This window comes from Sphingomonas sp. (assembly GCF_042096255.1).
GTDB lineage: Bacteria > Pseudomonadota > Alphaproteobacteria > Sphingomonadales > Sphingomonadaceae > Sphingomonas.
Map to the genome: position 1 here is coordinate 67,714 of NZ_JBELLZ010000002.1, position 23,246 is coordinate 90,959.

General features: G+C 66.5%; 24 protein-coding genes and 2 pseudogenes. 9 read left to right on the plus strand and 17 right to left on the minus strand.

From position 1 onward, the window contains the following. Nucleotides 1–50: 50 nt before the first annotated feature. On the plus strand, nucleotides 51–182 hold the full coding sequence (locus ACFDTH_RS00820) for a hypothetical protein (protein ID WP_375285595.1): 132 nt from the start codon (nucleotides 51–53) through the stop codon (nucleotides 180–182). 70 nt (nucleotides 183–252) lie between these two features. Further along, entirely contained in the window at nucleotides 253–726 is a 474-nt protein-coding gene (locus ACFDTH_RS00825) for a hypothetical protein (protein WP_375285596.1), read from the plus strand. A gap of 3 nt (nucleotides 727–729) precedes the next feature. Here ACFDTH_RS00825 and ACFDTH_RS00830 read toward each other — a convergent pair whose 3' ends face one another. Next, nucleotides 730–2,121, minus strand: coding sequence for a cytochrome P450 (locus ACFDTH_RS00830; RefSeq protein WP_375285597.1), 1,392 nt, complete (start codon nucleotides 2,119–2,121; stop codon nucleotides 730–732). Continuing rightward, nucleotides 2,121–3,245, minus strand: a complete 1,125-nt coding sequence (locus ACFDTH_RS00835; RefSeq protein WP_375285598.1) for a hypothetical protein — start codon at nucleotides 3,243–3,245, stop codon at nucleotides 2,121–2,123. Before ACFDTH_RS00835 ends, ACFDTH_RS00830 begins: the two co-directional genes overlap by 1 nt. A 21-nt stretch (nucleotides 3,246–3,266) precedes the next feature. On the opposite strand from ACFDTH_RS00835, the gene ACFDTH_RS00840 reads away from it, so the two are divergent. Then, nucleotides 3,267–3,560: a hypothetical protein gene (locus tag ACFDTH_RS00840; protein ID WP_375285599.1), complete on the plus strand. Its 294-nt coding sequence runs from the start codon at nucleotides 3,267–3,269 to the stop codon at nucleotides 3,558–3,560. Next, a complete protein-coding gene (gene kdsA / locus ACFDTH_RS00845; protein WP_375285600.1) occupies nucleotides 3,554–4,378 on the plus strand; it encodes a 3-deoxy-8-phosphooctulonate synthase in 825 nt (274 codons plus the stop codon). The genes ACFDTH_RS00840 and kdsA overlap by 7 nt, the downstream gene beginning before the upstream one ends. Before the next feature lie 46 nt (nucleotides 4,379–4,424). Here kdsA and ACFDTH_RS00850 read toward each other — a convergent pair whose 3' ends face one another. The 5 genes from ACFDTH_RS00850 to ACFDTH_RS00870 form a co-directional block, all read right to left on the minus strand. Continuing rightward, entirely contained in the window at nucleotides 4,425–4,997 is a 573-nt protein-coding gene (locus ACFDTH_RS00850) for a histidine phosphatase family protein (RefSeq protein WP_375285622.1), read from the minus strand. A 3-nt stretch (nucleotides 4,998–5,000) separates the two neighbouring features. Continuing rightward, entirely contained in the window at nucleotides 5,001–6,062 is a 1,062-nt protein-coding gene (gmd, locus tag ACFDTH_RS00855) for a GDP-mannose 4,6-dehydratase (RefSeq protein WP_375285601.1), read from the minus strand. Nucleotides 6,063–6,149: 87 nt separating this feature from the next. Then, the gene (locus ACFDTH_RS00860) at nucleotides 6,150–7,040 is read right to left on the minus strand and encodes an intradiol ring-cleavage dioxygenase (protein ID WP_375285602.1); all 891 of its coding nucleotides are present in this window, start codon (nucleotides 7,038–7,040) and stop codon (nucleotides 6,150–6,152) included. 90 nt (nucleotides 7,041–7,130) lie between these two features. Beyond that, nucleotides 7,131–8,429, minus strand: coding sequence for an ATP-binding protein (locus ACFDTH_RS00865; protein WP_375285603.1), 1,299 nt, complete (start codon nucleotides 8,427–8,429; stop codon nucleotides 7,131–7,133). Next, a complete protein-coding gene (locus ACFDTH_RS00870) occupies nucleotides 8,413–9,147 on the minus strand; it encodes a response regulator (RefSeq protein WP_375285604.1) in 735 nt (244 codons plus the stop codon). The genes ACFDTH_RS00865 and ACFDTH_RS00870 overlap by 17 nt, the downstream gene beginning before the upstream one ends. A 227-nt stretch (nucleotides 9,148–9,374) precedes the next feature. Between ACFDTH_RS00870 and rpsU the strand changes: the two genes are divergently transcribed. Then, on the plus strand, nucleotides 9,375–9,581 hold the full coding sequence (rpsU, locus tag ACFDTH_RS00875; RefSeq protein ID WP_007404630.1) for a 30S ribosomal protein S21: 207 nt from the start codon (nucleotides 9,375–9,377) through the stop codon (nucleotides 9,579–9,581). Nucleotides 9,582–9,658: 77 nt separating this feature from the next. Continuing rightward, nucleotides 9,659–10,228 (plus strand): FKBP-type peptidyl-prolyl cis-trans isomerase, encoded by a 570-nt coding sequence (locus ACFDTH_RS00880; RefSeq protein ID WP_375285605.1) that lies wholly within the window; start codon nucleotides 9,659–9,661, stop codon nucleotides 10,226–10,228. 145 nt (nucleotides 10,229–10,373) lie between these two features. Here ACFDTH_RS00880 and ACFDTH_RS00885 read toward each other — a convergent pair whose 3' ends face one another. From ACFDTH_RS00885 to purB, 3 genes are read right to left on the minus strand one after another with little or no spacing between them, the layout of a single operon-like run. Beyond that, a complete protein-coding gene (locus ACFDTH_RS00885; protein WP_375285606.1) occupies nucleotides 10,374–11,915 on the minus strand; it encodes a methyl-accepting chemotaxis protein in 1,542 nt (513 codons plus the stop codon). Then, the gene (locus tag ACFDTH_RS00890; protein WP_375285607.1) at nucleotides 11,912–12,214 is read right to left on the minus strand and encodes a hypothetical protein; all 303 of its coding nucleotides are present in this window, start codon (nucleotides 12,212–12,214) and stop codon (nucleotides 11,912–11,914) included. The genes ACFDTH_RS00885 and ACFDTH_RS00890 overlap by 4 nt, the downstream gene beginning before the upstream one ends. Nucleotides 12,215–12,261: 47 nt before the next feature. After that, nucleotides 12,262–13,578: an adenylosuccinate lyase gene (gene purB, locus ACFDTH_RS00895; protein WP_375285608.1), complete on the minus strand. Its 1,317-nt coding sequence runs from the start codon at nucleotides 13,576–13,578 to the stop codon at nucleotides 12,262–12,264. 177 nt (nucleotides 13,579–13,755) lie between these two features. Between purB and ACFDTH_RS00900 the strand changes: the two genes are divergently transcribed. Next, nucleotides 13,756–14,280 carry an EF-hand domain-containing protein gene (locus ACFDTH_RS00900; RefSeq protein WP_375285609.1) on the plus strand — a complete coding sequence of 175 codons (525 nt, stop codon included), beginning with the start codon at nucleotides 13,756–13,758 and terminating at the stop codon, nucleotides 14,278–14,280. Between the two features lie 61 nt (nucleotides 14,281–14,341). On the opposite strand, the pseudogene ACFDTH_RS00905 reads toward ACFDTH_RS00900, so the two are convergent. The 7 genes and pseudogenes from ACFDTH_RS00905 to ACFDTH_RS00935 all read right to left on the minus strand — a co-directional run. Further along, nucleotides 14,342–14,503, minus strand: a pseudogene (locus ACFDTH_RS00905) (JAB domain-containing protein); the annotation flags it as partial. Between the two features lie 750 nt (nucleotides 14,504–15,253). Further along, a pseudogene (locus ACFDTH_RS00910) lies at nucleotides 15,254–15,946 on the minus strand (IS110 family transposase); the annotation flags it as partial. A gap of 93 nt (nucleotides 15,947–16,039) precedes the next feature. After that, on the minus strand, nucleotides 16,040–16,516 hold the full coding sequence (locus ACFDTH_RS00915) for a MerR family DNA-binding transcriptional regulator (RefSeq protein WP_375285610.1): 477 nt from the start codon (nucleotides 16,514–16,516) through the stop codon (nucleotides 16,040–16,042). 70 nt (nucleotides 16,517–16,586) lie between these two features. Continuing rightward, nucleotides 16,587–18,248, minus strand: coding sequence for a long-chain fatty acid--CoA ligase (locus ACFDTH_RS00920; RefSeq protein ID WP_375285611.1), 1,662 nt, complete (start codon nucleotides 18,246–18,248; stop codon nucleotides 16,587–16,589). Nucleotides 18,249–18,262: 14 nt separating this feature from the next. Continuing rightward, nucleotides 18,263–19,564: an OmpP1/FadL family transporter gene (locus ACFDTH_RS00925; RefSeq protein ID WP_375285612.1), complete on the minus strand. Its 1,302-nt coding sequence runs from the start codon at nucleotides 19,562–19,564 to the stop codon at nucleotides 18,263–18,265. A gap of 40 nt (nucleotides 19,565–19,604) precedes the next feature. Further along, the gene (locus tag ACFDTH_RS00930; protein WP_375285613.1) at nucleotides 19,605–20,012 is read right to left on the minus strand and encodes a DUF2147 domain-containing protein; all 408 of its coding nucleotides are present in this window, start codon (nucleotides 20,010–20,012) and stop codon (nucleotides 19,605–19,607) included. A 166-nt stretch (nucleotides 20,013–20,178) separates the two neighbouring features. Continuing rightward, the gene (locus tag ACFDTH_RS00935; RefSeq protein WP_375285614.1) at nucleotides 20,179–21,483 is read right to left on the minus strand and encodes a DUF3422 domain-containing protein; all 1,305 of its coding nucleotides are present in this window, start codon (nucleotides 21,481–21,483) and stop codon (nucleotides 20,179–20,181) included. 223 nt (nucleotides 21,484–21,706) lie between these two features. Here ACFDTH_RS00935 and ACFDTH_RS00940 point away from each other — a divergent pair, with 223 nt between their 5' ends. Then, complete coding sequence (locus ACFDTH_RS00940) at nucleotides 21,707–22,846, plus strand: thiolase family protein (protein WP_375285623.1); 1,140 nt, start codon at nucleotides 21,707–21,709, stop codon at nucleotides 22,844–22,846. Then, nucleotides 22,843–23,246 (plus strand): 3-hydroxyacyl-CoA dehydrogenase family protein (locus tag ACFDTH_RS00945; protein WP_375285615.1); only part of this gene is annotated, 404 nt, incomplete at its 3' end. The genes ACFDTH_RS00940 and ACFDTH_RS00945, both read left to right, overlap by 4 nt.

Here is a 23,246-nt window from a genome sequence, read left to right on the forward strand (position 1 = left end):
ACCGCACGCATATTCGTCAGCAAGCGCGGCACCATAGCTAGGTCTGCCGTATGGAGTTTGCGACGAATATGCGTGTGTTTGGTCGAAATCTGCTGAGGCTGTCGTTCTATCCGGCGTTCGGCCTCTCCGTTCTCGCCCTTCTGGTCATCATCGAGCCGATCGGATGGCCGACGCTGCCCTGAACGGCGCACGCGCTTGCGGCGTGACACCTTCAGCCGCCCCCATGAAAACTAAAGCGGAAAGGCACTGATCGTGCGTCGACTTCCCCTTGCCCTGCTGATGGCGGCGACGTTGGCCGCCTGTTCGAGTTCCAGTGCCGATAGCGGCCAGGCCGCCGCGGGCCCGCCGGTGACGCTGCGCACGCTCGCCGACAGCGACTATGCGACCGTGCCGCAGACCCGCGACTTCGCGCTCAAGGGGCAGAAGGTGGCGACGCCCTCCGACCCGCGCTCGGATCATTATGTCCTGCGCGTGCGCACCGCGGTGACCGGCAATGTGATCGCCATGCTGCGCGAGGAGCGCGGCGGACGGGTGGCGTATGCGCGCACCGAGACCGATTGCAGCACCGGCCGGATGCACATCCTTGGCGTCGGCGCCACCCGCGGGGAGGCGGAAGTCGCCCGTGTCGAGGATGGGCCCCTGCGCCCGATGCAGGGCCTGCCGCTCCGCCAGGAACTCGCGCGCGCGATCTGCGAGCGCTCGGGAACGCCGCTGACGCTCGCCTGAACTTCAGCCCAGCGCCGCCAGCCGCAGCCTGATCCCGTCCTTGGGGCGCAGGGTGAGCCGGCTGATCGGCTCGGGCACGTCGTCGGCGAGCGCCTGGAGGTCGAACGCGCGCACCAGCGTGGCCAGCACCACCATCGCCTCCTGCGTGGCGAAGCCCGCGCCGACGCAGATGCGCGGGCCGCTGCCGAACGGCAGCCAGGCGTCCTTCATCATCGCCCGGCCCTCGGCGGTCTCGAACCGGTCGGGATCGAAGCTATGCGGGCAGGCCCAATTGTCGCGGTTGCGCTGGATCAGCCAGGGGGCGACCACCAGCATCGCGCCCGGCTCCAGATTCTTGTCACGCATCTGCACCGGGCAGACCACCTCGCGCGGCAGGAAGCTGACGGGGGGGTAGAGGCGCAAGGTCTCGCGCACCACGTTGCGGTCCAGTGCCATGCGCCGCAGCGCCTCGGCGGTGAGCGGGCCGCCGCCGGTCGCCTCCTCCGCTTCGGCGCGCATGGCTGATTGCGTGTCGGGATCGGCGGCGAGGCAGTAGAGCGCCCAGGCCATCAGGCTGGCCGAGGTCTCATGCCCGGCAAGGAAGATGAGGGATACCTGTTCCATCACGCCCTGGTAGGTGAAGGGCTCGCCCGTCTCGGGATGCTTCGCCTCCAGCAGGCCCTGGAGGATGTCCTCGTGAACGCGCTCGCCATCGCGGTGCCAGCGGTCGTAGCGGGCGCGGACGATGTCGGCGAACACCGCATGGATCGCGGTGGCCGCCTTCTGCGCGCGCTTCTCCGCACCCAAGGTCGGCAGGCGATAGCTGCGCAGCATCCAGGCGGAATGCGCGTGGCGCTGGAAGCGGTTGAAGGTGCGGTGGATGATTGCCGAGCCGGCGGCGTCGAGCGGCACGGAGAAGAGCGTGCGCCAGATCACGTCCGCGGCGATATGCGTCATCAGCGGGTCGACGTCGATCGGCTTGGACAGGTCCATGGCGGCGATCCGCCGCGCCACGTCATCGGCGGCGTCGCGCATCAGCGGCAGGGTGCGGCCAAGCGCGGTGTGCTGGAACACCGGGTTGATCATCTCGCGCTGGAGCTGCCAGTCGTCGCCATTGGCGTTGAAGGTGGAGCGGCCGATCGCCGGCTCCAGGCTGCGCACCATCAGGTCGTGCTTGGGGAAGTCCTTGGCGCCGTCCATGATCCGGCGGACCAGGGGGAGTTCGTTGGCGATGTACATGTGGATGCCGGGGAGGCGGATCTCCCCCATCTTCATCGTGTAGCTCTTGTCGAACAGCACGTGGATCCACGAGTTCCAGCCGCGGAAGAATCGCGCGACCAGCGAGGATTTCTTCGGGTGCGGATCGGGGAAGGGGGGGACGAGGTGCCCGGCTTCGTCCCGCGGCGAACCGTGCATCAATGGTTCGCCCGGAAGTCCGCCACCGCTTGGCTCGCCGTCCGCTCGGTCGCCATCAGGCTGGGCCAGTCGATCTCCGACACACGATCCCCCGTGCGCAGGTAGTCGAAGTGGATCTCATACTTGTTGGCATAGCCCTTGTGATAGGTTTCGGGGTCGTAGAACAGGTGGAAGCGCGGGCTGAGCAGCTCCATCCGCGGTCGCGGGTCGGGTGCCACCAGCAGCATCGGGTTCACCCCCGAATATGCCGCACCGTCGGGCGGCGAGCCGATGTCGATCCAGCGGAAATCCTGGCTCGCCAGATAGGCGAGCTCTTCCTTGAAGGCCGTCGCATCGCGGCGGCAGGCGACCAGCGGGATGCAATGCCCCATGGTCATGAAGGTGAAGTTCGGCGGCAGCGCGCCGCCGCGCCGCCGCAGCAGCCGCGCCAGCAGCGGCACGCACAGGATCGAGCCGTTGGAATGCGTGAGCAGCACCACCTCGTCCCACCCCTGGTCGAGCGCCGCCTCGATCTCGTCGGCAAAGGCGTCCAGCCGCGCGTTCAGCGCCGGATCGGCGCCGCTGCCGCCCAGTTCGGAGTTGAACACGAAGAAGCGCAGCAGCCAGGGGGCGTGCATCTTCACCAGCAGCGGGCGCGCGAGGAAGATGCCCGCGATGAGGCCGATCGGCAGCGCGAACAGCCAGGGCAGCCAGATCGCCAGCAGCAGCGCGATTGGCAGGCCGAACGCCAGCGGGAACAGCAAGGTGAAGATCGCCGGGTAGAAGAGCGTGATCAACTGGCCCTTGCCCAGCCGCTTGCCGGTGGCAAAGTCCAGGTTGCGGATGTTGTCGCGATAGGCGCGGAAGGCGCGCCAGGCGAGCGTGAACGGATTGCCGATCCAGTTGGCGCGGACGAGGTCGTCCCAACGCAGGAAGCTGTAGTCGGTCTCCACCGCCCGGCCCGGATTGGCGATCGTCCAGTCGACCCGCGTGTCCGACACGTTGCGGCGGGTGGAGAGCGTCGCCGCCTCCTCCATCCGCAGGTTCCACCGCTCGATCTGCTCGGCGCCGAGCGCGTGATAGAAGCGGGGGCCGCGCGGGTCGAACCCGCCGACGTAGAAGACTTTCCGCTTGAACCCCGCCATGCCCCACTCCTAGACGATCGCATGGCCCGAGGGGAACGGAATTACTGCGTCTTCCTCGATCACCGGAAGTACAACCGCAACGCCGGGTGCCGCCGCCACGACAATCTCTACGGCATCGCCGGCGGCGGATCGGAGCGGGACCGGCGCCGCGTCGATCGCGAGTTCTACGAGACGATGAAGGGCGAGGGCGATCCGATGGCCTTCTGGGCCTGGCTCGCCTGCACGGTGTTCGGCTGGTTCTTCTGGAATTATCATCCCGGCACCTGGCTGTGGCAGGGGCAGCTGCTCAGGAGGTTCGTGAAGTCGCGATGGTAGGTGCTGGGGTAAGTGTCGGAGAGATCACCTTCGGGAACGACCGGTCGTTCGTGCTGGTCAGCGGGCCGTGCCAGATCGAGTCCCGCGATCACGCGCTGCGGCTGGCCGAGGCGCTCGCCGGCATGGCGCGGGACGCGGGGGTGCCGTTCGTGTTCAAGAGCTCCTTCGACAAGGCGAACCGCACCTCGATCGCGGGGCAGCGCGGGGTGGGGATCGACGAAGGGCTGCGCATCCTTGCCGACGTCCGCGAGCGCGTCGGCTGCCCGGTGCTGACCGACATCCACGCCCCCGAGCAGGCGGCGCCGGCGGCGCAGGCGGTGGACGTGCTCCAGATCCCCGCCTTCCTCAGCCGCCAGACCGACCTGCTGGTCGCGGCGGGCAATACCGGCGCGGTGGTGAACGTGAAGAAGGGCCAGTTCCTCGCGCCATGGGACATGGCGGCGGTGGCGGCCAAAATCGCCTCCACCGGCAACGAACGGATCATCCTCACCGATCGCGGCGCCAGCTTCGGCTACAACACTTTGGTGAGCGACATGCGCGCGCTGCCGATCATGGCGAAGACCGGCTATCCGGTGATGTTCGATGCGACGCATTCGGTGCAGGCACCGGGCGGCATGGGGGCGAGTTCGGGCGGTGACCGCAGCTTCGCGCCCGCGCTGGCGCGTGCGGCGGTGGCGGTGGGCGTGGCGGCGGTGTTCGCCGAGGCGCATGACGATCCCGATCATGCGCCGTCGGACGGTCCGGTTATGCTGCCGCTGGAATGGATGCCGGGGCTGATCGCCAACCTGAAGGCGATCGATGCGGTGGTGAAGGGATAACGTACTAAACGTCATCCCCGCTTTTGCGGGGATGACGAACGGTGTGCTAGGGTCGCACGTCCCAGCACACCAGCAGCCCCGTCTCATCCACCTCCGCATGGGCCCCGGTTCGCAGCTTCGCCGGAGCGAGCCCCAGCGCCAGCCGCAGGAATCGCGCGGCGCCGTTGCTGGTGACAAGCAGGGTGTTGCCCGTCGGAAAGGCGCCTAGGAACCCGCGCCACGCCGCCAACCGCGCCTCGGCGTCCACCATCCAGCCAGGCGGCGGCACCGCTTCCGCTTCCCAGCGCTCCAGCGCCGCCGCGCCGATCCGTGCCAGCACTTCGGCCTCGGTCCGTCCCTCATCAGGCCCATGGTCGATCTCGCGCAGCCACGCGGTCGGCTCGGCGGCGAGATCGGGGGCGATCAGCGCCGCGGTCTCGCGGGTGCGCAGGAGCGGGGAGGCGAGCACGCGATCGAAGCGAATGCCGCGCCCTTCGAAATGCGTGCGCAAGGCGAGTGCCTGATCACGCCCGCTCTCCACCAGCGGCAGGTCCGTCCCCGCGCCGATCCGCCGCGGCGCTTCACCCCGGGCGAAGGTGTTGCCGTGGCGGACGACAAAGGCGCGGGAGGCCGGTGGCAGTGCTTACGCCCCCTTGCCGATCGGCGCGTCGCGCATCGTCTTGAGGTCGGCCTCCACCATCTCGCGGGCGAGCGCGCGGGGGCTGGTTTCGTGCTTCCAGCCGAGCTTGTCGTGCGCCTTGGCGGGGTCGCCGATCAGCAGCTCCACCTCGGTGGGGCGGAAGTAGCGCGGGTCCACCGCGACCCGCAGCTTGCCGGTCTCCTGGCAATAGCCCTTCTCGTCGACGCCGGTGCCTTCCCAGCGCAAGGGCATGCCCGCATCCTCGAACGCCCATTCGACGAAGGTGCGCACCGGCGTGGTCTCGCCGGTGGCGAGCACGTAATCGTCGGGCTGCTCGGCCTGCAGGATCATCCACATGCCGCGGACATATTCGCGCGCATGGCCCCAGTCGCGCCGCGCGTCGAGATTGCCCAGGTACAGCATCTCCTGCCGCCCCAGGCTGATCGCCGCCGCGGCGCGGGTGATCTTGCGGGTGACGAAGGTTTCGCCGCGCAGCGGGCTCTCATGGTTGAACAGGATGCCGTTCGACGCGTGAATGCCATAGGCCTCGCGATAGTTCACCACGATCCAGTAAGCGTAGAGCTTCGCCACCGCATAGGGGCTGCGCGGGTAGAAGGGCGTAGTCTCGCGCTGCGGCACTTCCTGGACGAGGCCGTAGAGCTCCGAGGTGGACGCCTGGTAGAAGCGCGTCTTCTTCTCCATTCCCAGGATGCGGATCGCCTCCAGCATGCGCAAGGTGCCGACCGCATCGGCATTGGCGGTATATTCGGGCGTCTCGAAGCTGACCTGGACGTGGCTCTGCGCGGCGAGATTGTAGATCTCGTCGGGCTGCGTCTCCTGGATCAGGCGGATGATGTTGGTCGAATCCGTCATGTCGCCATAGTGGAGCGAGAAGCGCGGGCTCTCGACGTGCGGATCCTCGTAGATATCCTCGATCCGCCCCGTGTTGAACGACGAGGACCGGCGCTTCATGCCGTGGACGCGATACCCCTTGTCCAGCAGAAGCTGCGCCAGATACGCTCCATCCTGCCCAGTCGTGCCGGTGATCAGCGCCGTCTTCGTCATGTCTGCCCCCTGTTGCAGTCTAGCCGCCCGTATTCGCGGCATAAGCGGGCTCGGCACGGGAGAGAACCCCTTTTGCGGCAAGGGCGGTCAGGTGGCCAGGCCGACCACCGCGCTGGCGGCATAGCCATCCGCGACGCTGCCGGTGAACGTAGGCGTCATCTGCGCGATCTGCGCGCTGCCGTTGTCGGCGAACACCATGTCGCTGCCCAGCGACACCCGCGCGAAATTGCCGGCGCTGGAGGGGTAGGTGGCCGTGTCGGCGAACACCGTCGCGCAGACCGCGCTCGGCATCGCCAGCTGCGAAGTCAGTACCGCGTAGCGGCCGCTGGTCGCGTTCGTCAGCGAGGTGAACACCTCGAAATGCATGTGTGGCCAGCGCCCGTCGTAGCACCCCGGGAAGATGGTGGTGAAGCTGACCTGGCCGTTGGCGTCGGTCACCTGCACGCCGCGCAGATAGCTTTCCGTCGCGGCGGTGTAGAGCGAGTAGCGCCCCTCCCGATCGCATTGCCACAGGTAGATGGCATAGCCGGCGAGCGGCGCGCAGGCGCTGTTGACGTCCACCAGCGTCAACGTCAGCTTCACCGCCACGCCGGTGGCGACCGTGGTCGAGCCGATGAAACTCGCGCGGATGTCCGAGCGGACGATGCCGCTGCTGGTCAGCACGTTGCTGGTCGCGCCGCTGGCGTTGTTGGTGCCGTCGCCCGGATAGGGGCCCGCGGTCTCCTGCGGATCGGCGACGCAGGTCGCGCCGGCGGTCGGCGTGGGCGTGGGGGTTGCGCTGGCGCTGGGCGTCGGGGTTGGGGTCGCGGCGTCGACGACGGTGAGCGATCCGCCGGATGTGTCATCGCTGCCGCAGCTCGCCACCAGCGCCGCGGTGCCGGCGCCCGCGAACCATTTCAGTGCACGGCGGCGGGCGACCAGCGCCTCCATGGCCTTCAGGTCGTGCGCCAGGCCGTGATCGTGATCGTCGATATGCATGAATACCCTCCCGGTGATCGGTCGGGTGTGCGGGAACAAGATCGCCCGCGTGTTGCCGTGCCTTGCCGCTGTGTTTCAGTCCGTTGCAGCCTACGGCATCGCCAGCGGCAGGCGCACGGTCGCCTCGGCGCCGCCGCCCTCGCGATTGGCGAGGGTGGCGGTGCCGCCATGGCGGGTCACGATCGTGCGGACGATGGCGAGCCCCAGGCCGGTGCCGCCCGTCGCGCGGTTGCGCGAGGATTCGCCGCGGACGAACGGCTCGAACAGGCGTTCGGGATCCTCGGCGATGCCGGGGCCGCGATCCGATACGCGCACCACCGCCGCGCCCTTCTCCACCGACCAGCCGATGCTCGCCGCGCCGGCGTAGCGCAGCGCGTTGCCGAGGAGGTTGGCGAAGGCGCCGCGCAGCGCGCGCGGATCGGCGCGGACCACCAGTCGCGGTCCTTCCGTCACCTCGATCGTGCCGGACACCGCCATGTCGTCGGCCAGGCTTTCGAGCAGGCTGGACAGCTCCACCAGCGTCTCGTCGCGCGCGCCCGCTTCCTCGCGCGCGAAGCCGAGCACGTCGCCGATCATGGCGCGCATCTCGGCGACGTCGGCGGCGGCGCGGTCGCGGGCGGGTTCGGGCAATTGCTCGATCCAGAAGGCGAGCCGCGACAGCGGCGTGCCCAGATCGTGCGCGATCGCCGCCAGCATGGTGGTGCGCGACCGGGCATGGTCGGCCAGCCGGTCATGCATCGCCGAAACCGCCTCGGTGAGCGCGCGGACCTCGCCCGGGCCGCCCTGTGGAAAGGCGGGCTTTTCGGCTCCGGCGCGCGCCTGTTCGGCGGCTCGGGCCAGATGGCGCAACGGTCGGGAGATGGTGCGGGCGAGCGCCCAGGCGGGCAGCGCCAGCGCCAGCACGGTCAGCAGCATCGCCATCAGCGTACGCCAGTGCCAATGGAGGAAGCGCGGCGGGCGCGGATTCTCCACCACCCGCCAGCCGCCCGCCGTGCGCCAGCCGAACAGGAAGCGCCCGACGAATGCCTGCGGTATGCCCGCCGGGCGCAGGCTGGTATAGGCGACCACGTCCGCCGCCGGCGCGCCGAGCAGCGCGGCGAGCCGCGCGGCCTCCGCCCGGTCGGGGCGCATCGGCCACCGGGCTCGCGGCACCTGCGAAACCGTGCGGATCATCAGTGCCGGCCCGGCGCCCTCGGGCTGGCGCCCGGTTTTGAGTGCCCGCGCGATGCTGACCAGCCCGCGCGGCGGATCGCGCGGCGGGGGCCCCGCGAAGGTGATCGCGAAATTGGCGATCGCCGCCAGCACCACGGAGGCGATCACCAGCGCCAGGATCGGCCAGACGATGGAGCGTGCCGAGCGCCGGGTGCGCGGTTCAGCCGTGGTCGACATGCGCGGTGAACATATAGCCTTCGTTGCGCACCGTGCGGATCAGTTCCTCGTCGCCGTCGCGGGCCAGCTTGCGACGCAACCGGCTGACCTGGACGTCGATCGCACGGTCGAAGAACTCGGTGTTGGCGCCGCGCGACAGGTCGAGCAGCTGGTCCCTGGTCAGGACCCGGCGCGGATGCTCGACCAGCGCGAGCAGCAGCCGGAACTCGCCGTCGGACAGGTTGATCACCACGTCGTCGGGATCGGCGAGCTGGCGGGCGAGCGGGTCGAGTCGCCAGCCGGCGAAGCGCAGGTAGGATCGGTCGCCCGGCCGCGCCGGCGCCGGTCCCGCCTCCTTGCGCCGCAGCACAGAGCGGATGCGCGCCAGCAGCTCGCGCGGGTTGGCCGGCTTGGCGACATAATCGTCGGCGCCCATCTCCAGCCCGACGATCCGGTCCACCTCCTCGCCGATCACCGACAGGATGATCACGGCGGGCGCGGTGGCGCGGTCGAGCGAGCGGAGGATGGACAGGCCATCCTCGCCCGGCATCATCACGTCCAGCACGATCAGGTCGTAGCGTTCGCGCTCCAGCGCGCGCCGCATCGCCTCGCCCCCGTCCGCGACATCGACCAGATAGCCGTGCGCGGACAGGAAGGCCGCGGTCAGCTCGCGAATGCCGGGATCGTCGTCGACGATCAGGAGGCGGGTAGAAAGGTCCAAGGTCTCGGCGGCTTGCATGGCCCGGCGGATGCGGCCCTTGCGTATCGCGCGGATTGCAACGCCGCAACAATCGGAGCGCGGGCTGCGCCTGTTGCCCGCCGGACACACCCGAGGTGAAGCGTGCGCGATACCGCGGCGATCAGGGTGGCTTGTCTTGCGGCATACCTGCTGGTAGAGGCGCGCAGTTCGCGGCACGGACCCTGTCCGTCGCCGCTTAAGCTGTTTTCGGAGACGTGGACCTTTTTATGCAGATCATCGTACGCGACAACAACGTCGACCAGGCCCTTCGTGCGCTCAAGAAGAAGCTCCAGCGCGAAGGTGTGTATCGCGAGATGAAGCTGCGCCGCCACTATGAGAAGCCGTCGGAGAAGCGCGCACGTGAGCGTGCCGCCGCCGTGCGCCGCGCCCGCAAGCTGGAGCGCAAGCGCGCCGAGCGCGACGGCGCGCGGTAAGCGCCTCCGACTCGACCACCGAATCATCGTCTCCCCGGCGGCCGCCCACCGGGCGGCGCCCTGAAAGGCCTCGCCCCATGTCGACCGTCACCGCCGTCCCGATCCCGCCCGTCAAGCGCGCCTATTGGCTGTGGCTGCTCGTCGGGATCGTTGTTGCGGTGGCGGCGGCGGCCGCGCTGGCGACCCAGGGAGACGATTTCCTCACGCGCAACGCGCGCAAGAGCAATGTGGTGACCACCGCCTCGGGGCTCCAATATCAGGTGCTCAAGGCGGGGCAGGGCGCCAGCCCGACCGACACGGACATCACCCTGGTGATGTACGAGGGCAAGCTGCTCGACGGCACCACCTTCGACAAGTCGCAGCAGCCCACGCCGATGCCGGTGTCCGGCGTCGTTCCCGGCTTCTCCGAAGGGCTGAAGCTGATGAAGAAGGGCGCCAAGTACCGCTTCTGGATCAAGCCCGACCTCGCTTATGGTGCCGAGGCCAAGGGACCGATCCCGGCCAATTCCACGCTCACCTTCGATGTCGAGCTGATCGACTTCCTGCCCGAGGCGACCATCCGCCAGCTTCAGCAGCAGCAGCAGATGCAGCAGATGATGGGCGGCGGCGCGCCGGGCGGCGCGCCCGAAGGTCCGGGCGGCCGGTAAGCAAGCCACTTTCGCTTTAGAGTACCTCCGTTCACCCTGAGCGAAGTCGCAGGGCAAGTGCTGCGCCTGGTGCTTCGACTTCGCTCAGCACGAACGGTTTGGATGTGGCGTCAATCGCGTAAGCCGCCGATTGTTTGAAGGCCGCTCACGCCGCCTGCTGCTGCGGCACCAGCTGACCGACGAACGATTCGGTCGCGGTGCGCAGCTGCGCCGCCACCTCCACCAAAGTCGCCGCCGACCCCAGCACGTCCTGCGAGAGATGCGCGGTGCGGGTGGTGACGTCGGTGATCCGGCCGAAATCCGCCGCGATACGCCGCACGCTCGCCGCCACCTGGCCAGTGGTCGCCTCGATCGCCTGGGTTGCGCCGCGCTGGCTCGCCACTTCGCCGCGGATACCCTGCGTGGCGGAGGCGAGGTCACCCACCATCCGCACGATTTCGCCCAGCGCCGCGATCATCGCGTCCGCGTCGCTGCCGACCGTCCCTGCCAGTCGATGGATCTCGCCGGTCGCCTGCGTGGCATGGCCGGCGAGCAGCTTTACCTCGTTCGCCACCACCGCAAAGCCGCGCCCCGCCTCGCCCGACCGTGCCGCCTCGATGGTGGCGTTGAGCGCGAGCAGGTTGGTGCGCGCGGCGATCGCCTGGATCGAATCGGCGAAGCCCGCGATGCTGCTGCTCTGGGTGGCCAGCGCGCGCACCGTCTCCGCGCCGGAGGTGGACACGTCCGAGGCCCGGTCGCTCAGCGTCGCCTGCCGCTCTACCGCCGTGACGATCGCCGAGATCGACCGGCTGATCTCCGTCACCCGCATCGCCAGCGCTTCCACCGCGTCGGACGTGTCGCCCGCCGTTCGCGCGGTCTCGGTGCTCTGATCGCTCGCTGCAGCCGCGGCATCGTTCAGCGCGCGCGCGCTCGCCTCGAGGCGACTGGCCGCCGCGCCTACGCTGCCGGCGATGCCCGATACCGAGCGGCGGAAGGCGGCGGAAAGCTGGTCGAGTTCCGCCTGCCGCAGGCCCGCTGCGTCCGCCTCGACCCGCTCGCGCTCGCGTCGCTCGTGCACCGCGCGCTGCTCCGCCGCCCGTGCGGCCTCGAGTGCGGCGTTGACCGCGTCGCGCTGTTCGAGCGCCTCGCGCGCGCGGTCTTCGCTGCGCTCGCGGGCTGCATCCTGAGCCTTGGTCAGCGCGGTGAGGCGGACGACGAGGTAGGACAGGATCGCCACCTGCATCACCACCGCCAGCGCGTGGAAGACGATGCGCAGCAGCGAAGCCTGGCCGTAAAAGGCGATGTCGGGCGCCCACAGGTTGGCCGCGACATGGTGCAGCGCGATCAGTACCGCGGCGAGCGCCAGCGGCCGCACATCGTAGAGCACGGTCAGCGCCGCCAGTGCGACGAAGAAATACATATGACTGTCCATCTGCCAGGCGTGGCCGCCGAACAGATAGGTGGCCAGCGCCGGCTGCACCGCCGCGAGCGCGCCCACGGTGAGGCGTGCGGATGCATCGAACCGGCCGCGGATCAGGTGAATGGTGGGAATAACATTGGCGACCACCGATAGCGTCATCGCGAGGCCGGTATCGGGCGACTCCAGCAGGTGGCCGACAATGATGAGGGACAGGCTCCACGCCCAGGAAAGCGCGATCAGCACCGCATAGCCGCGCCGGCGCAGGTGATCGATCGCAGAGCCGGTCACGACCGCACCTCCCCGCAGCCGCCCTGCGGCGCGGCGAGCGCCACCATGCCCGCGCGCCAGGCCGCGGCGAGCATCGGCCCGCGGGCCCCCTCGACGATCGTGGAGCGGGGCAGGGGACCGCTGCCCAGGATCAGCGCCCCCGCCTCGCGCGCAGCGCGGACCGCCGCGGCCTCGTCGCCCCCGCCGACGGGTACCACCAGCATCCGCCCCTTGGCGGGAGGGGCGAGCGGCACCGCCGCCATGGCGAGCAAGACGATCAGGGCCTGCGCGCCGTCCAGCGCGAAACGGGAAAGGGACATGATCGGGGCGCTACCCCCTTCGGGTTAGCGGCCCGTTAAGTCTGTCCTCAATGCCGGCCGAAAACCCGGTCGAAGATCGTGTCGACGTGCTTGAGATGATAGCCGAGATCGAAGTTCGCCTCCAAAGTCGCGCGATCGAGCGCGGCGGCGACCTCGGGATCGCTGGCGAGCAGGTCGAGCAGCGACAGCGCGCCGTCCGATTCCCACACCTTCATCGCGTTGCGCTGGACCAGCCGGTACGAATCCTCGCGGCTCACCCCCGCCTGGGTTAGCGCCAGCAGCACGCGCTGCGAATGGATCAGGCCGCCCATCCGCTCCAGGTTCTTCGTCATCCGCTCGGGATAGACGAGGAGCTTGTCCATCACCCCGGTGAGCCGGCCGAGCGCGAAATCGAGCGTGATCGTCGCATCGGGGCCGATGTAGCGCTCCACGGAGGAGTGGCTGATGTCGCGCTCGTGCCACAGCGCCACATTCTCCAGCGCCGGCGTCACATAGCCGCGCACCATGCGGGCGAGGCCGGTCAGGTTCTCGGTGAGCACCGGGTTGCGCTTGTGCGGCATCGCCGACGAGCCCTTCTGGCCCGGCGAGAAATATTCCTCCGCTTCCAGCACCTCGGTGCGCTGAAGGTGGCGGACCTCGGTGGCGAGCCGCTCGATCGAGGAGGCGATCACGCCCAGCACCGCGAAGAACATCGCGTGCCGGTCGCGCGGGATCACCTGCGTGGAGACCGGCTCCACCGCCAGCCCCATCTTGTCCGCGACATGCGCCTCGACGCGCGGGTCGATGTTGGCGAAGGTGCCGACCGCCCCCGAGATCGCGCAGGTGGCGATGTCCTCGCGCGCCGCGGCGAGGCGGGTGCGGTGCCGTGCGAACTCGGCATGCGCCTGGGCGAGCTTCAGGCCGAAGGTCACCGGCTCGGCATGGATGCCGTGGCTGCGGCCGATGGTGGGGGTCAGCTTGTGCTCGAACGCGCGGCGCTCCAGCACCGCGAGCAGCGCATCGAGGTCGGCGAGCAATAGGTCGGCGGCGCGGGCGAGCTGCACCGACAAGGTGGTGTCGAGCACGTCCGAGCTGGTCATGCCCTGGTGCATGAACCGCGCCTCGTCCCCCACCTGCTCGGCGACCCAGGTGAGGAAGGCGATCACGTCGTGCTTGGTCACCGCCTCGATTGCGTCGATCGCGGCGACATCGATCGCGGGATCGGTCTGCCACCAGCGCCACAGCGCCTCCGCGGCGGATTTCGGCACCACGCCCAGCTCCGCCAGCGCCTCGGTGGCGTGCGCCTCGATCTCGAACCAGATCCGGTAGCGCGCCTCCGGAGTCCAGATCGCGGCCATATCGGGGCGGGAATATCTAGGAACCATAAGGCTTTCGCTGAAGTGCCGGAAGAGTCACGGCCGATTAGCAGCAGAGTCGCGGGGGTTCAAATCGCAAACAGGGAACCTATATCCGCAAATATGGTTTTGATGTGGCCAAGTTTACAGCGGGTCGCCACAGAGTCGGCCCGCGGCTCGTGAGACACAAACAATAGGAGAAGGAAAGTGTTGAAGCATGCTCTTCTCGCCGGTGCGATGATCGTTGCTGCCCCGGCGTTCGCGCAGACTGCGCAGCCGGCGCCGGGTACTCCGGCAACCGGGTCGGCGATGCCGGCGGAGACTGGCCAGGTGCCGATGGACGGCACCACTTCGCAGCCGGGCCAGACCGCGCAGGTGCCGCAGGGCCAGACCAGCCCCGCCACGGCGACGCCGCAGGGCGCCCCGGCCGATGCCGCGCAGAGCGCGCAGACCACCGGCAGCCAGCCGCAGGCGGCGAGCAGCTCCCAGGTCGCCTCGGTGATCGACACCGAGTTCAAGACCTATGACAAGGATGCCAACGGGTCGCTGAGCAAGGCCGAGTTCGCCGAATGGATGAACGCGCTCAAGGCCAAGCAGCCGGGCGGCGCGGGGGCGATGGCGGACCCGAAGTGGAACGACGCCGCCTTCGCCCAAGCCGATACCGACAAGTCGGCGGTGCTGAGCAAGGCCGAGCTGACCGCTTTCCTGAGCGGCGGCGCATCGCAGAGCTAAACCGCTCTCAAAATGACCAGAACGGCCGCCGGAGCGATCCGGCGGCCGTTTCGCATGCGCTTCAGATCAGCCCCTTGGCGCGCAGGCTGGCGTGGCCGCTTGAACCCATGATGATATGGTCGTGCACCGAGATGTTCAGGGCGCGGCCTACGTCGGCGATCGCGCGGGTCACCTCGATGTCGGCGCGGCTGGGGGAGGGATCGCCGCTCGGATGGTTGTGGACCTATCGGCGTTCTCGGAAATCGACATGATAATCAATATGTTGCAATAAGACACGGTGGGAGTGGAGCCGTTAATAGGGGTATGTAATTCGCCTCGACTAGTCGAAAATTCGGTGTGCCCCGGCCGATCCCGCAAGGGACCGGACTTACACGCTGACGCATGACTTTCATGACTCATCGCCACTGCACGAACAAGGGCTAACCTCCGATGAGCCTGCGCACCGCAGTCGCCAGGTGTCCGGGCCAGCCCCCATCTCAATTGGTGTCGGCCTCAGATTGATCTGTGGCGGCAGACGCGAACTATATGCGCCTGCACGCGGTCAAGTTTGACCGATCCCATCGATCGAGCTCGTCTGTAGGATATAAGATCGCCTTGCCGATCTTGATATATGACGGCCCGATTCTCTTGCATCGCCAGTTTCGCAACGTGCCGTCGCTGACCTTGTTGCGATAGCGTTCGATGACCTCTTCGCAGGTCAGATAAGCAGGGTCAGACACGGCCTCTCCAGTGTAAAATGATAAATTGTGCAACAGCCTGTTGCACGAATGGAGGCTCGCACGCAGCCGCCCGACGGCTTGCAGGTCCGTCGCGAACGAAGCATTCGGAATTCGAGCGGCATGGCTATGCCATGCGGGGATCGTCGCCTGCTCGCCTCGCGGCGGCCCGCACCGCTCGGCTGTTTGCATATGATGTTGATCTCATCGCGCCCAGGTCTGCCCAAGCCTTCAGATATTCGAGAGCGTAGACCACCCGCAGCGATTGCCGACGCAGTGATCGGGCCGATGCCCGGGATCGTAGCGAGCCGACGGCTGGTGTCATCGGGCTCGGTGCCAAGCAAGAATCTGGGTTTCCAGCCGGTCGATCTCGCTTGCCAGAGATCGCAACTGCGCGCCGATTGTGTGTAGCGCGGATCGGGCATGCGCCGGCAACTCAGCCTGCCCGTTGTGCAGCAGCTTCATCAGCGCGCCTACGCCGGAAGGCCTTGGCCGGTGACAATGCCATACTCCGACAGGTGCGCTCGAAGAGCGTTGGTCAACGCGGTGCGTTGGGGGACCGGCAGGTCACGAGTTTTGTGAAGCATGAGCACCGCTTGCTGTTGGACGCTCTTCACAGCGACAAATCGCATAGTCGGTCGGGTCGCCGACTCGCAGATCGCCTCGGCGTCGGCAGCACCCGTCTTCCCCCGTTTCACATATGGCTTCACGTAGGCTGGAGGCATCAGCCGTACATCGTGGCCGAGAGCCCGGAGTTCGCGTCCCCAATGATGTGCCGACGCACAGGCTTCCATGCCGACGAGACATGGTGATAGCGACGCAAAGAATTTCAGCATCTCCGCCCGGCGCAGCTGCCGGCGGACTATAACTTTGCCATCGGCTCCGATCGCGTGGACTTGAAACACGCTCTTCGCGAGATCGAGGCCAACTGTAGCAATCTCCTCATGCATCGGGCGGCTCCCTTAGACCTGGCTCAACGTCCAGATCATCGCGCAGCTAGGCTGATGCGGGGACCGTCCACAGCATTAGGTCAGCCCATCGAATTACCCACAGTGCAATTTTTCCAGCGCATCCTTCTCGATCAAAGTCAGTTCCTCAATCGTCAGGTCGAGCGCGGTCCTCTGACTTTTGAGATCGACCAGCCTTTCCCGTATTCTGGCGATCAAGCGCTCCATCTGCTCCTTGTGGTCGGGATCGGCATCATAGAGGTCAAGAAACTCCTTGATCTCCTTGATCGAAAATCCCAGCCTCTTACCCCGCAGGATGAGCTGTATCCGTCCGATTTCGCGTTTTGAATAGGCCCGTGTGTTTCCGACCCGCTGGGGGAAGATGAGCCCTTCCTTCTCGTAAAATCGCAGCGTCCGAAGCGTGAGACCGAGTTCCTTGGCGACGTCTTGTATGCCCTGAACCCTGCTGTCCGTGTCGCCTCGAGCGCGAGGCTCGTGGCGAGCCACTGACGCGTCCGCCGACGACGCAGGCACTTGGGCGCTGTCCTGGTCGAGGTGGAGTGTTTTCTCCATAGCGGTACTCCAATCCTCCAAGCTACGCTGACGTCTGAACCAATCGCGAAGCTTGGCAGGGGATCGATGCTCAAGCGAGCTTTTTGTTCTCGTCTTCGATCAACTCTTTCTTGGAAAGCTTTCCAATCAGCGTCTTGGGGAGACTGTCCCTGAACTCGAAGGCCTTGGGCATCTCGATCTTGCTGAGGCGATCCTGGAGGAATGCCTTGAGCTCATCGGCGGTGAGACTCGCGTCGTCGTTGAGGGCGATGAAGAGCTTTGGTGACTGACCGCGATATGCATCGGGTATGCCGATGGCGACGGCTTCCTTGATCGCTGGATGCTGATAGGCCGCGTCCTCGATGATCCTTGGGTAGACGTTATAGCCGCCGCAGAAGATGATGTCCTTGATGCGGTCGACCAGAAACAGATAGCCGTCCTCGTCGAGATAGCCGATGTCGCCTGTGCGCAGCGCGCCGTCGACGAACACCGCGGCCGTATCGTCCGGACGCTGCCAATAGCCCTTCATAACCTGCGGACCGCGCGCGCAGACCTCGCCGCGCTCGCCCTGGCCAAGTATGTGGGAGGGGTTTGCCGGGTCGCGGATCTCGATGATGGTGCCTGGGAAAGGCTGGCCGCAGCTATTGTCCTTGATCAGCCCGAACAAGGGGTTGCAGGCAATGATTGGAGCGGTTTCGGAGAGGCCGTAGCCCTCGACCACTCTGGCTCGCGTACGCGCTTCGAACTGCTCGCGCACTTCGAGCGGGAGCGGCGCCCCGCCGGAAATGCACGCGCGCACTTCGGAAAGATCGGGTACCTCCTCATCGGGAAGACCGTTCAGGGCGACGTAGATCGTCGGCACGCCGAAGAATTGGGTCGGGGGTTTGCGCTTCATGGTCTTGAGCACCTGCTTCATTTCGAAGCGCGGGAGCAGGACCATCTCGGCGCCGATCTCGACCGAGAAGTTGAGGACGGTGGTCAGCGCGAAGACGTGGAACATGGGCAGGACACCGAGTGTGCGCTCCTGCTGCGGGCGAAGGCCGCCGACATGCACCACCATCTGCGCGCTGTTCGCGGTCAGATTGGCGTGAGTGAGCATCGCTCCCTTGGGGACTCCGGTCGTGCCGCCGGTATATTGCAGAACGGCCACATCGTCCGGATCGGTTGCGACGGGGTCGGGGGCCGCCGGATTGGCGAGCAAGGCCTTGAGGCGGACATGCAGGCGCTCGTCGAGGATTCTCGCATGCTCCTTTCGCTTGAAGAGCATGAAGCCAAGCCCCTGAAGGCTGGGCAACATGTCGCGCATTCCGCAGAGCACGATTTTGTCGATCCCCGCGCGGGGCGCAACCGCCTGCACCTTGTCGTGGATCATGCGGATGTCGGGCACCGCGATCATGCGGGTACCCGAATCCTTGATCTGATGTTCAAGCTCTCGCTCGGTGTAGAGCGGATTGAAATTGACGATGATTGCCCCGACGCGCAGCGCGGCAAAGTAAAGGATCACGAAATAGGGACAATTGGGCAGGCACAGGCCGAACCGATCGCCCTTTTTGAGGCCCTGATCCTGCAATCCCCGCGCGGCGCGCTCGACAAGCTTCGCCAGCTCAGCGTAGCTCCAGCTACGCCCCATAAAATCGATCGCCGGGCGCTCGGGATACAGCTTGACCGCGTTGTCGAGCAGGTCGGTCAGGAGCCGCCGGGGGATCGGCGGCTCCTCCGGGAGGGGCGATTCGCTGAAGGCGGGCTCCGACATGGCTGCCTCCAGCATCAGAAGTGGAAATGTCCGCCGAGCGACAACACCACGGCATGCGCATCTTCGAGCTTGCCGTTGACGATGATCGGGGTTTGCACCGCTGTTCCGGCGTAGGCGGCGGTAGTCCTGTCGATGGTTGCATCCTTGAAGGCGATATAGGCGGCGGCCGCGTCGATCGTGAAGCGCGAGGAGACGGCGTAGCTCGTCCCCGCAGCGAAGTTCCAACGGTTGCTGTCGGGCACACGCGCGTCGCGGTTGCCGTCTTGCGTGGGCGTCTGTCCATGTTGCACGCCGGCGCGGACGGTCCATTGCGGCGAGACCGCATAGTCTACGCCGCCCGCCAGGCTCCATGTATCGCGGTAATTCTCCGGGATGGCGGCGTTGAGCGGCGCACCCAGCCGGATCGCATCGAACTTGGACCAGCCCATGCGCACCGCCTGGGCGTTGAGGGTCAGCTTCGGCGTGACGGCGACGCGTGCGCCGAAGATGGCCTGCCAGGGCGTTCGGAAGGTCGCGTCGGTGTTGATCACATTGTTCTGGCCAGCAAGCGGCCCCAGGAGACCCGTGGTCGTGATCGAGCCCTTGAGCGTGTGCTTGACGCTCGACTTGTAGCTTGCCCCCAGGGACACTGGCCCCGCGCGATACTGGACGCCTGCCGACCAGCCCAGATCCCAGCCGTTGCCGTCGAGTTCCTGATGGCCATCGGCGAGGAGCGGCGAGAGGTTGGGCAGATAGTTGGAAAGGGTCGCGTCGGCATATTCGACGTTGAGCGCGCCGCCGATACTCAGATTGGGCGTCAGCAGGAAGGCGACCGAGGGTTGAATGTCGTATGTGCGCAGCTTGGTCTTGTCCGCTGTATAGCGCACCCAGCTCGTCGCTTCGTAATCGGTCGTGAAGCTGTACGGCGATGCGATGGTGAGGCCAACGGCTAGCTGCGGCGATAGCGCGACTGCGATCGCGCCGGAGGGCAGGAGTCCATTATTGATCGGGTTGCGCGACCGCTGGTCGCCACCGATGGCTGCGGGAGCCTGGCTCGGACGGACAATCAGTGTACTGACGTTGTCGACCGAGCCTTTGGGCAGGATGGCGCTCGCAGCGATATGCGCGTCGATCCCTTCGACGCCGCCGATCGCGGCCGGATTCCACCAGAGGGACTGCGATCCCTGATCGGCGACCTCGCCGGAAAAAGCGCGGCCTGCGCCGCGCGCCGACTGCTCCTGCAGATAGAAGCCCTGTGCCTGCGCCATGTGCGGCACCAACAGACCGGCCATCAAGGCCGAACTTGCCGCCCCGATTTTCAGACACTTACCCCGCATGCTCCACCTCCCTTTTGTTGAACCTTGAAATCCTTGCAGACTAGCGAACCCGGACCCAGGTTTGCGTCTTGCAGAGCGGCCAGACGATGCAGCCCTTGAGCTTGAGATGGTCGCGATCGACCATCGTCACCGTTGCGCCATAGGTGCCGCCGTCCTCGGCATTGTAGATGCTGCCCCCCGACCAGCTGTCGGAACTCCAGCGGAAGCCCTGGAGAATCTGCAGACCGCGCAGTTCGCGTGCGCGCAATTCCGGCTTCTTGTTCTTTTCGTCGCGCAACTGTGGGTTTGCACGAATACCGTCCGAACTGACCAGCGTGCCGCAGATCGACGCGCCGCAGCGCGTGATCTCGACGATGCCGTGCCGGCTTTCGGTCTGCCAGCGGCCCACGACGGTATCCGCAGGCAGGGACGCTGCTGCCGCAGCCAATGCTATCAGGACGATCGACATATCCTCTCCTGTAAGTGCTGCGCCGCTTTGAAGTGGCTGTCTTGCCTACGATCGATGCGATACTCGGCGAATCGACCTGCCCTTACCTTCTAAGTGACGTATAGGTTAGTCAAGGGCATAAATCGTCAATATGATGCCGATTAGGTCTTCGACGCGTCTCGAGGTGTCAATCGCTGCCGCGAGCGGGATGCACGGCAGACGGAAGGTCTCTGGTTGCACGCTTGCGCGCCTGCGCCATTGCGACAAAGGCGCCCACACACAGGAGGGGCGCGAAAGCGCCGAGCACCAATGTCGCGGAGAAGGTCGGTACGAGCTTTTCGATCGCCTTGAGCGGATAGCTGACGAGACCGAGCGTGTAATAGCTCACTGCGATGGCCGAGAGGCCTTCGACGAGGTGTTGCAGGCGCAACTGCATCCGCGCGCTGCGATCGACCGAAGCCAGAAGCCTGGCATTCTGGTTTTCGATCTGGGTTTCGATACGCGCGCGCAGGAGCGCGGTGAACTGCGCAGCGCGCAGGCTGATCTGGGCAAGCCGCGTCTGGAAATCGCGGCAGGTGCGTACGGCCGGGTAGAAGCGGCGTCCGATAAAATCGCCCAGCGATTGATGATCGGCGATCGGGCGGACATGGAGCTCGGCCAGTCGCTCGGTGACGATTTTGCCATAGGCGGAGGTGGCGCTGAGACGCTGATCCGTCTCGCTCGACAGGGCAAGGAGACGAGCGGTGAGACTGGACAGCGACGCGAGCAGCATGTCGTCGCTCTGACCAGTTCCAACAAGTGCGCGCCCGGTTTCGTCGAGATCGCGTTCGATGGCATCCAGCCTTGCCCAGCCGGCGCGCGCGACCGGGAGGCCGAGCAGGGACAGATTGCGGTAGTTGCCGAGTTCCTGAAGTCGCTGGATGCTGCGGGAGAGCTCGCCATCGCCCGCCCCATTGGCCGATATGATCAGGCGCCCGAAGCCTTCGTCGTGAATACGAAAATCGGTCCAAATACGAATCTTTTCCCCGACGAGGCAGGATATGAGGTCGGAGGGATGAAAGCCTGCACGCTGCGCCAGGGCTTCAGCGCCGCTGTCGTCCGTGACGATGAAGATCTGGGTTGCACGCACGACATGCCCCGGAAGACAGGTCATCCAGTCGACCGCCGCCGCCAGAGGACCGACGCCGGGCAAGGTCCATGGCTCCTGCTCCGTTGCCGAATGAACGCCTGTCACGGTCGTCGTTATGGCTTCGCTATGCTTTTCCCATCCGATCCGACAGCGCTCGGACCATTCCAGTTCGAGGTGCCGCGTGCCGCGATCCAAAGAGGCGCCGGAACATCGTTCGAGTGCGTCCCATTCCTCGTCCTGCACGGCATCACCAACGAGCCTGACGATCTGATAAGCGACCGCCGGCGGGTCGAGGCGCGGAAAGCGGCGCAAATGCATCTCGTTGACGATCTGGCGCCGCAGCGGATGCTCGGAGAAATGCATGAGCGCCTTCCTTCGTCGGACCTGGGCCAGGTCTGGCGCGGGCGTCCGCTCTGCGTGACTGCCCGCCGGTCGCGCCACCGTCTTCCCCGCGTGCGCCTAGGCTTCGAATCGCTTGAGCACGTCCAGACGCACTCCATGTGCCAAAGAATCTAGTTGACGTATAGGTCATTATGAGCACCATTAGGTCAATGGCAATGTGCGATTCTCGGAGAGGTTACGATCGATGCGTAATGTGGTAATTGCGGGCTATGCCCGGTCTCCCTTCCATCTGGCGGGGAAGGGCGCTCTTGCGCGCGTTCGACCTGACGATCTCGCCGCCCAGGTCATCTGCGGTCTGATCGAGCAGACCGGCGTCAAGGCTGAGGATATCGAGGATATCGTGCTTGGCTGCGCCTTTCCCGAGGGCGAGCAGGGCCTCAACGTCGCGCGCCTGATCGGTCTTCTCGCCGATCTGCCGCTTTCGGTCGGGGGCATGACCGTCAATCGTTTCTGCGGTTCGTCGATGAGTTCGGTGCATATCGCTGCCGGTCAGATTCAGCTTGGCGCGGGCGAGGCGTTCATTTGCGCGGGCGTGGAAGCGATGAGCCGGGTGCCGATGATGGGGTTCAACCCTCTGCCCAATCCTGAGCTCGCGAAGAAGAATGCCGGCGCCTATATGGGCATGGGCGACACGGCCGAGAATGTCGCGACCAAATATCAGATCAGCCGTGCGCAGCAGGAAGCCTTTGCGGTCGCCAGCCAGGACAAGGCGGCCGCCGCGATCGCGGCTGGCAAGCTCGCGGCCGAGATCGTTCCGATCACGACCAAGGCCGGCGTGGTCGACAAGGACGGCACGCCGCGCCCCGGCACCACGGCCGAAGCGCTTGCCGGCCTCAAGCCGGCGTTCAGCCAGGACGGTACGGTAACAGCCGGGACGTCATCGCCGCTGACCGACGGCGCCAGCGCGGTTCTGGTGACCAGTGAGGACTATGCGCGCGAGCATGGCTTGCCGATCCTTGCCCGCATCAAGTCGGTGGCCGTGTCGGGCTGTCAGCCCGAGATCATGGGGATCGGACCGGTCGAGGCCTCGCGCAAGGCGCTGGTGCGTGCCGGTCTCACCGTCGATCAGCTTGACGTTGTCGAACTCAACGAAGCCTTTGCGAGCCAGTCACTGGCCTGCATCAGCGATCTGGGGCTCGACCAGTCGAAGGTCAATCTGGACGGCGGCGCTATCGCGATCGGGCACCCGCTGGGTGCCACGGGTGCGCGGATCGTCGGCAAGGCTGCGGCTCTGCTGAAGCGCGAAGGCGGCAGCTACGCGCTGGCGACCCAGTGCATCGGCGGTGGTCAGGGCATCGCCACCATCCTGGAGGCGGCGGAATGAGCGAGCAGGCCATCAAGCCAGCCGGCGCCCCGCCGGAAGCCATCAGGAAGGTCTGCGTGATCGGCGCAGGCGTCATGGGCGCCGGCATCGCAGCGCAGGTCGCCAATGCCGGCGTGCCGGTGCTGCTGCTCGATATCGTGCCCAAGGAGGGCGGCGATCGTGACGCCGTGGCGAAGGGTGCGGTCGCGAAGATGCTGAAGACCGATCCGGCGCCCTTCATGTCGAAGGCTGCGGCGAAGCTCGTTGAAACGGGCAATATCGACGACCATCTCGAGCGGGTGGCCGAATGCGACTGGATCGTCGAGGCGATCGTCGAACGCCTCGACATCAAGCAGGCGCTCTACGCCAAGCTCGAGCAGCTCAAGCGTCCGGGCACGGCGGTATCGTCCAATACCTCGAC

Coding starts and splice junctions, on each gene's coding strand:
- ACFDTH_RS00870 (WP_375285604.1), bottom strand. CDS start 9,147: ATGCAAGCCGCCGAGACCTTGGACCTTTCTACCCGCCTCCTGATCGTC.
- ACFDTH_RS00890 (WP_375285607.1), bottom strand. CDS start 12,214: ATGTCCCTTTCCCGTTTCGCGCTGGACGGCGCGCAGGCCCTGATCGTC.
- kdsA (WP_375285600.1), top strand. CDS start 3,554: ATGGTAGGTGCTGGGGTAAGTGTCGGAGAGATCACCTTCGGGAACGAC.
- ACFDTH_RS00935 (WP_375285614.1), bottom strand. CDS start 21,483: ATGCATTTCTCCGAGCATCCGCTGCGGCGCCAGATCGTCAACGAGATG.
- ACFDTH_RS00820 (WP_375285595.1), top strand. CDS start 51: ATGGAGTTTGCGACGAATATGCGTGTGTTTGGTCGAAATCTGCTGAGG.
- gmd (WP_375285601.1), bottom strand. CDS start 6,062: ATGACGAAGACGGCGCTGATCACCGGCACGACTGGGCAGGATGGAGCG.
- ACFDTH_RS00835 (WP_375285598.1), bottom strand. CDS start 3,245: ATGGCGGGGTTCAAGCGGAAAGTCTTCTACGTCGGCGGGTTCGACCCG.
- ACFDTH_RS00915 (WP_375285610.1), bottom strand. CDS start 16,516: ATGGAGAAAACACTCCACCTCGACCAGGACAGCGCCCAAGTGCCTGCG.
- ACFDTH_RS00940 (WP_375285623.1), top strand. CDS start 21,707: ATGCGTAATGTGGTAATTGCGGGCTATGCCCGGTCTCCCTTCCATCTG.
- rpsU (WP_007404630.1), top strand. CDS start 9,375: ATGCAGATCATCGTACGCGACAACAACGTCGACCAGGCCCTTCGTGCG.
- ACFDTH_RS00930 (WP_375285613.1), bottom strand. CDS start 20,012: ATGTCGATCGTCCTGATAGCATTGGCTGCGGCAGCAGCGTCCCTGCCT.
- ACFDTH_RS00860 (WP_375285602.1), bottom strand. CDS start 7,040: ATGCATATCGACGATCACGATCACGGCCTGGCGCACGACCTGAAGGCC.
- ACFDTH_RS00920 (WP_375285611.1), bottom strand. CDS start 18,248: ATGTCGGAGCCCGCCTTCAGCGAATCGCCCCTCCCGGAGGAGCCGCCG.
- ACFDTH_RS00880 (WP_375285605.1), top strand. CDS start 9,659: ATGTCGACCGTCACCGCCGTCCCGATCCCGCCCGTCAAGCGCGCCTAT.
- ACFDTH_RS00925 (WP_375285612.1), bottom strand. CDS start 19,564: ATGCGGGGTAAGTGTCTGAAAATCGGGGCGGCAAGTTCGGCCTTGATG.
- ACFDTH_RS00840 (WP_375285599.1), top strand. CDS start 3,267: ATGGCCCGAGGGGAACGGAATTACTGCGTCTTCCTCGATCACCGGAAG.
- purB (WP_375285608.1), bottom strand. CDS start 13,578: ATGGTTCCTAGATATTCCCGCCCCGATATGGCCGCGATCTGGACTCCG.
- ACFDTH_RS00865 (WP_375285603.1), bottom strand. CDS start 8,429: ATGTCGACCACGGCTGAACCGCGCACCCGGCGCTCGGCACGCTCCATC.
- ACFDTH_RS00830 (WP_375285597.1), bottom strand. CDS start 2,121: ATGCACGGTTCGCCGCGGGACGAAGCCGGGCACCTCGTCCCCCCCTTC.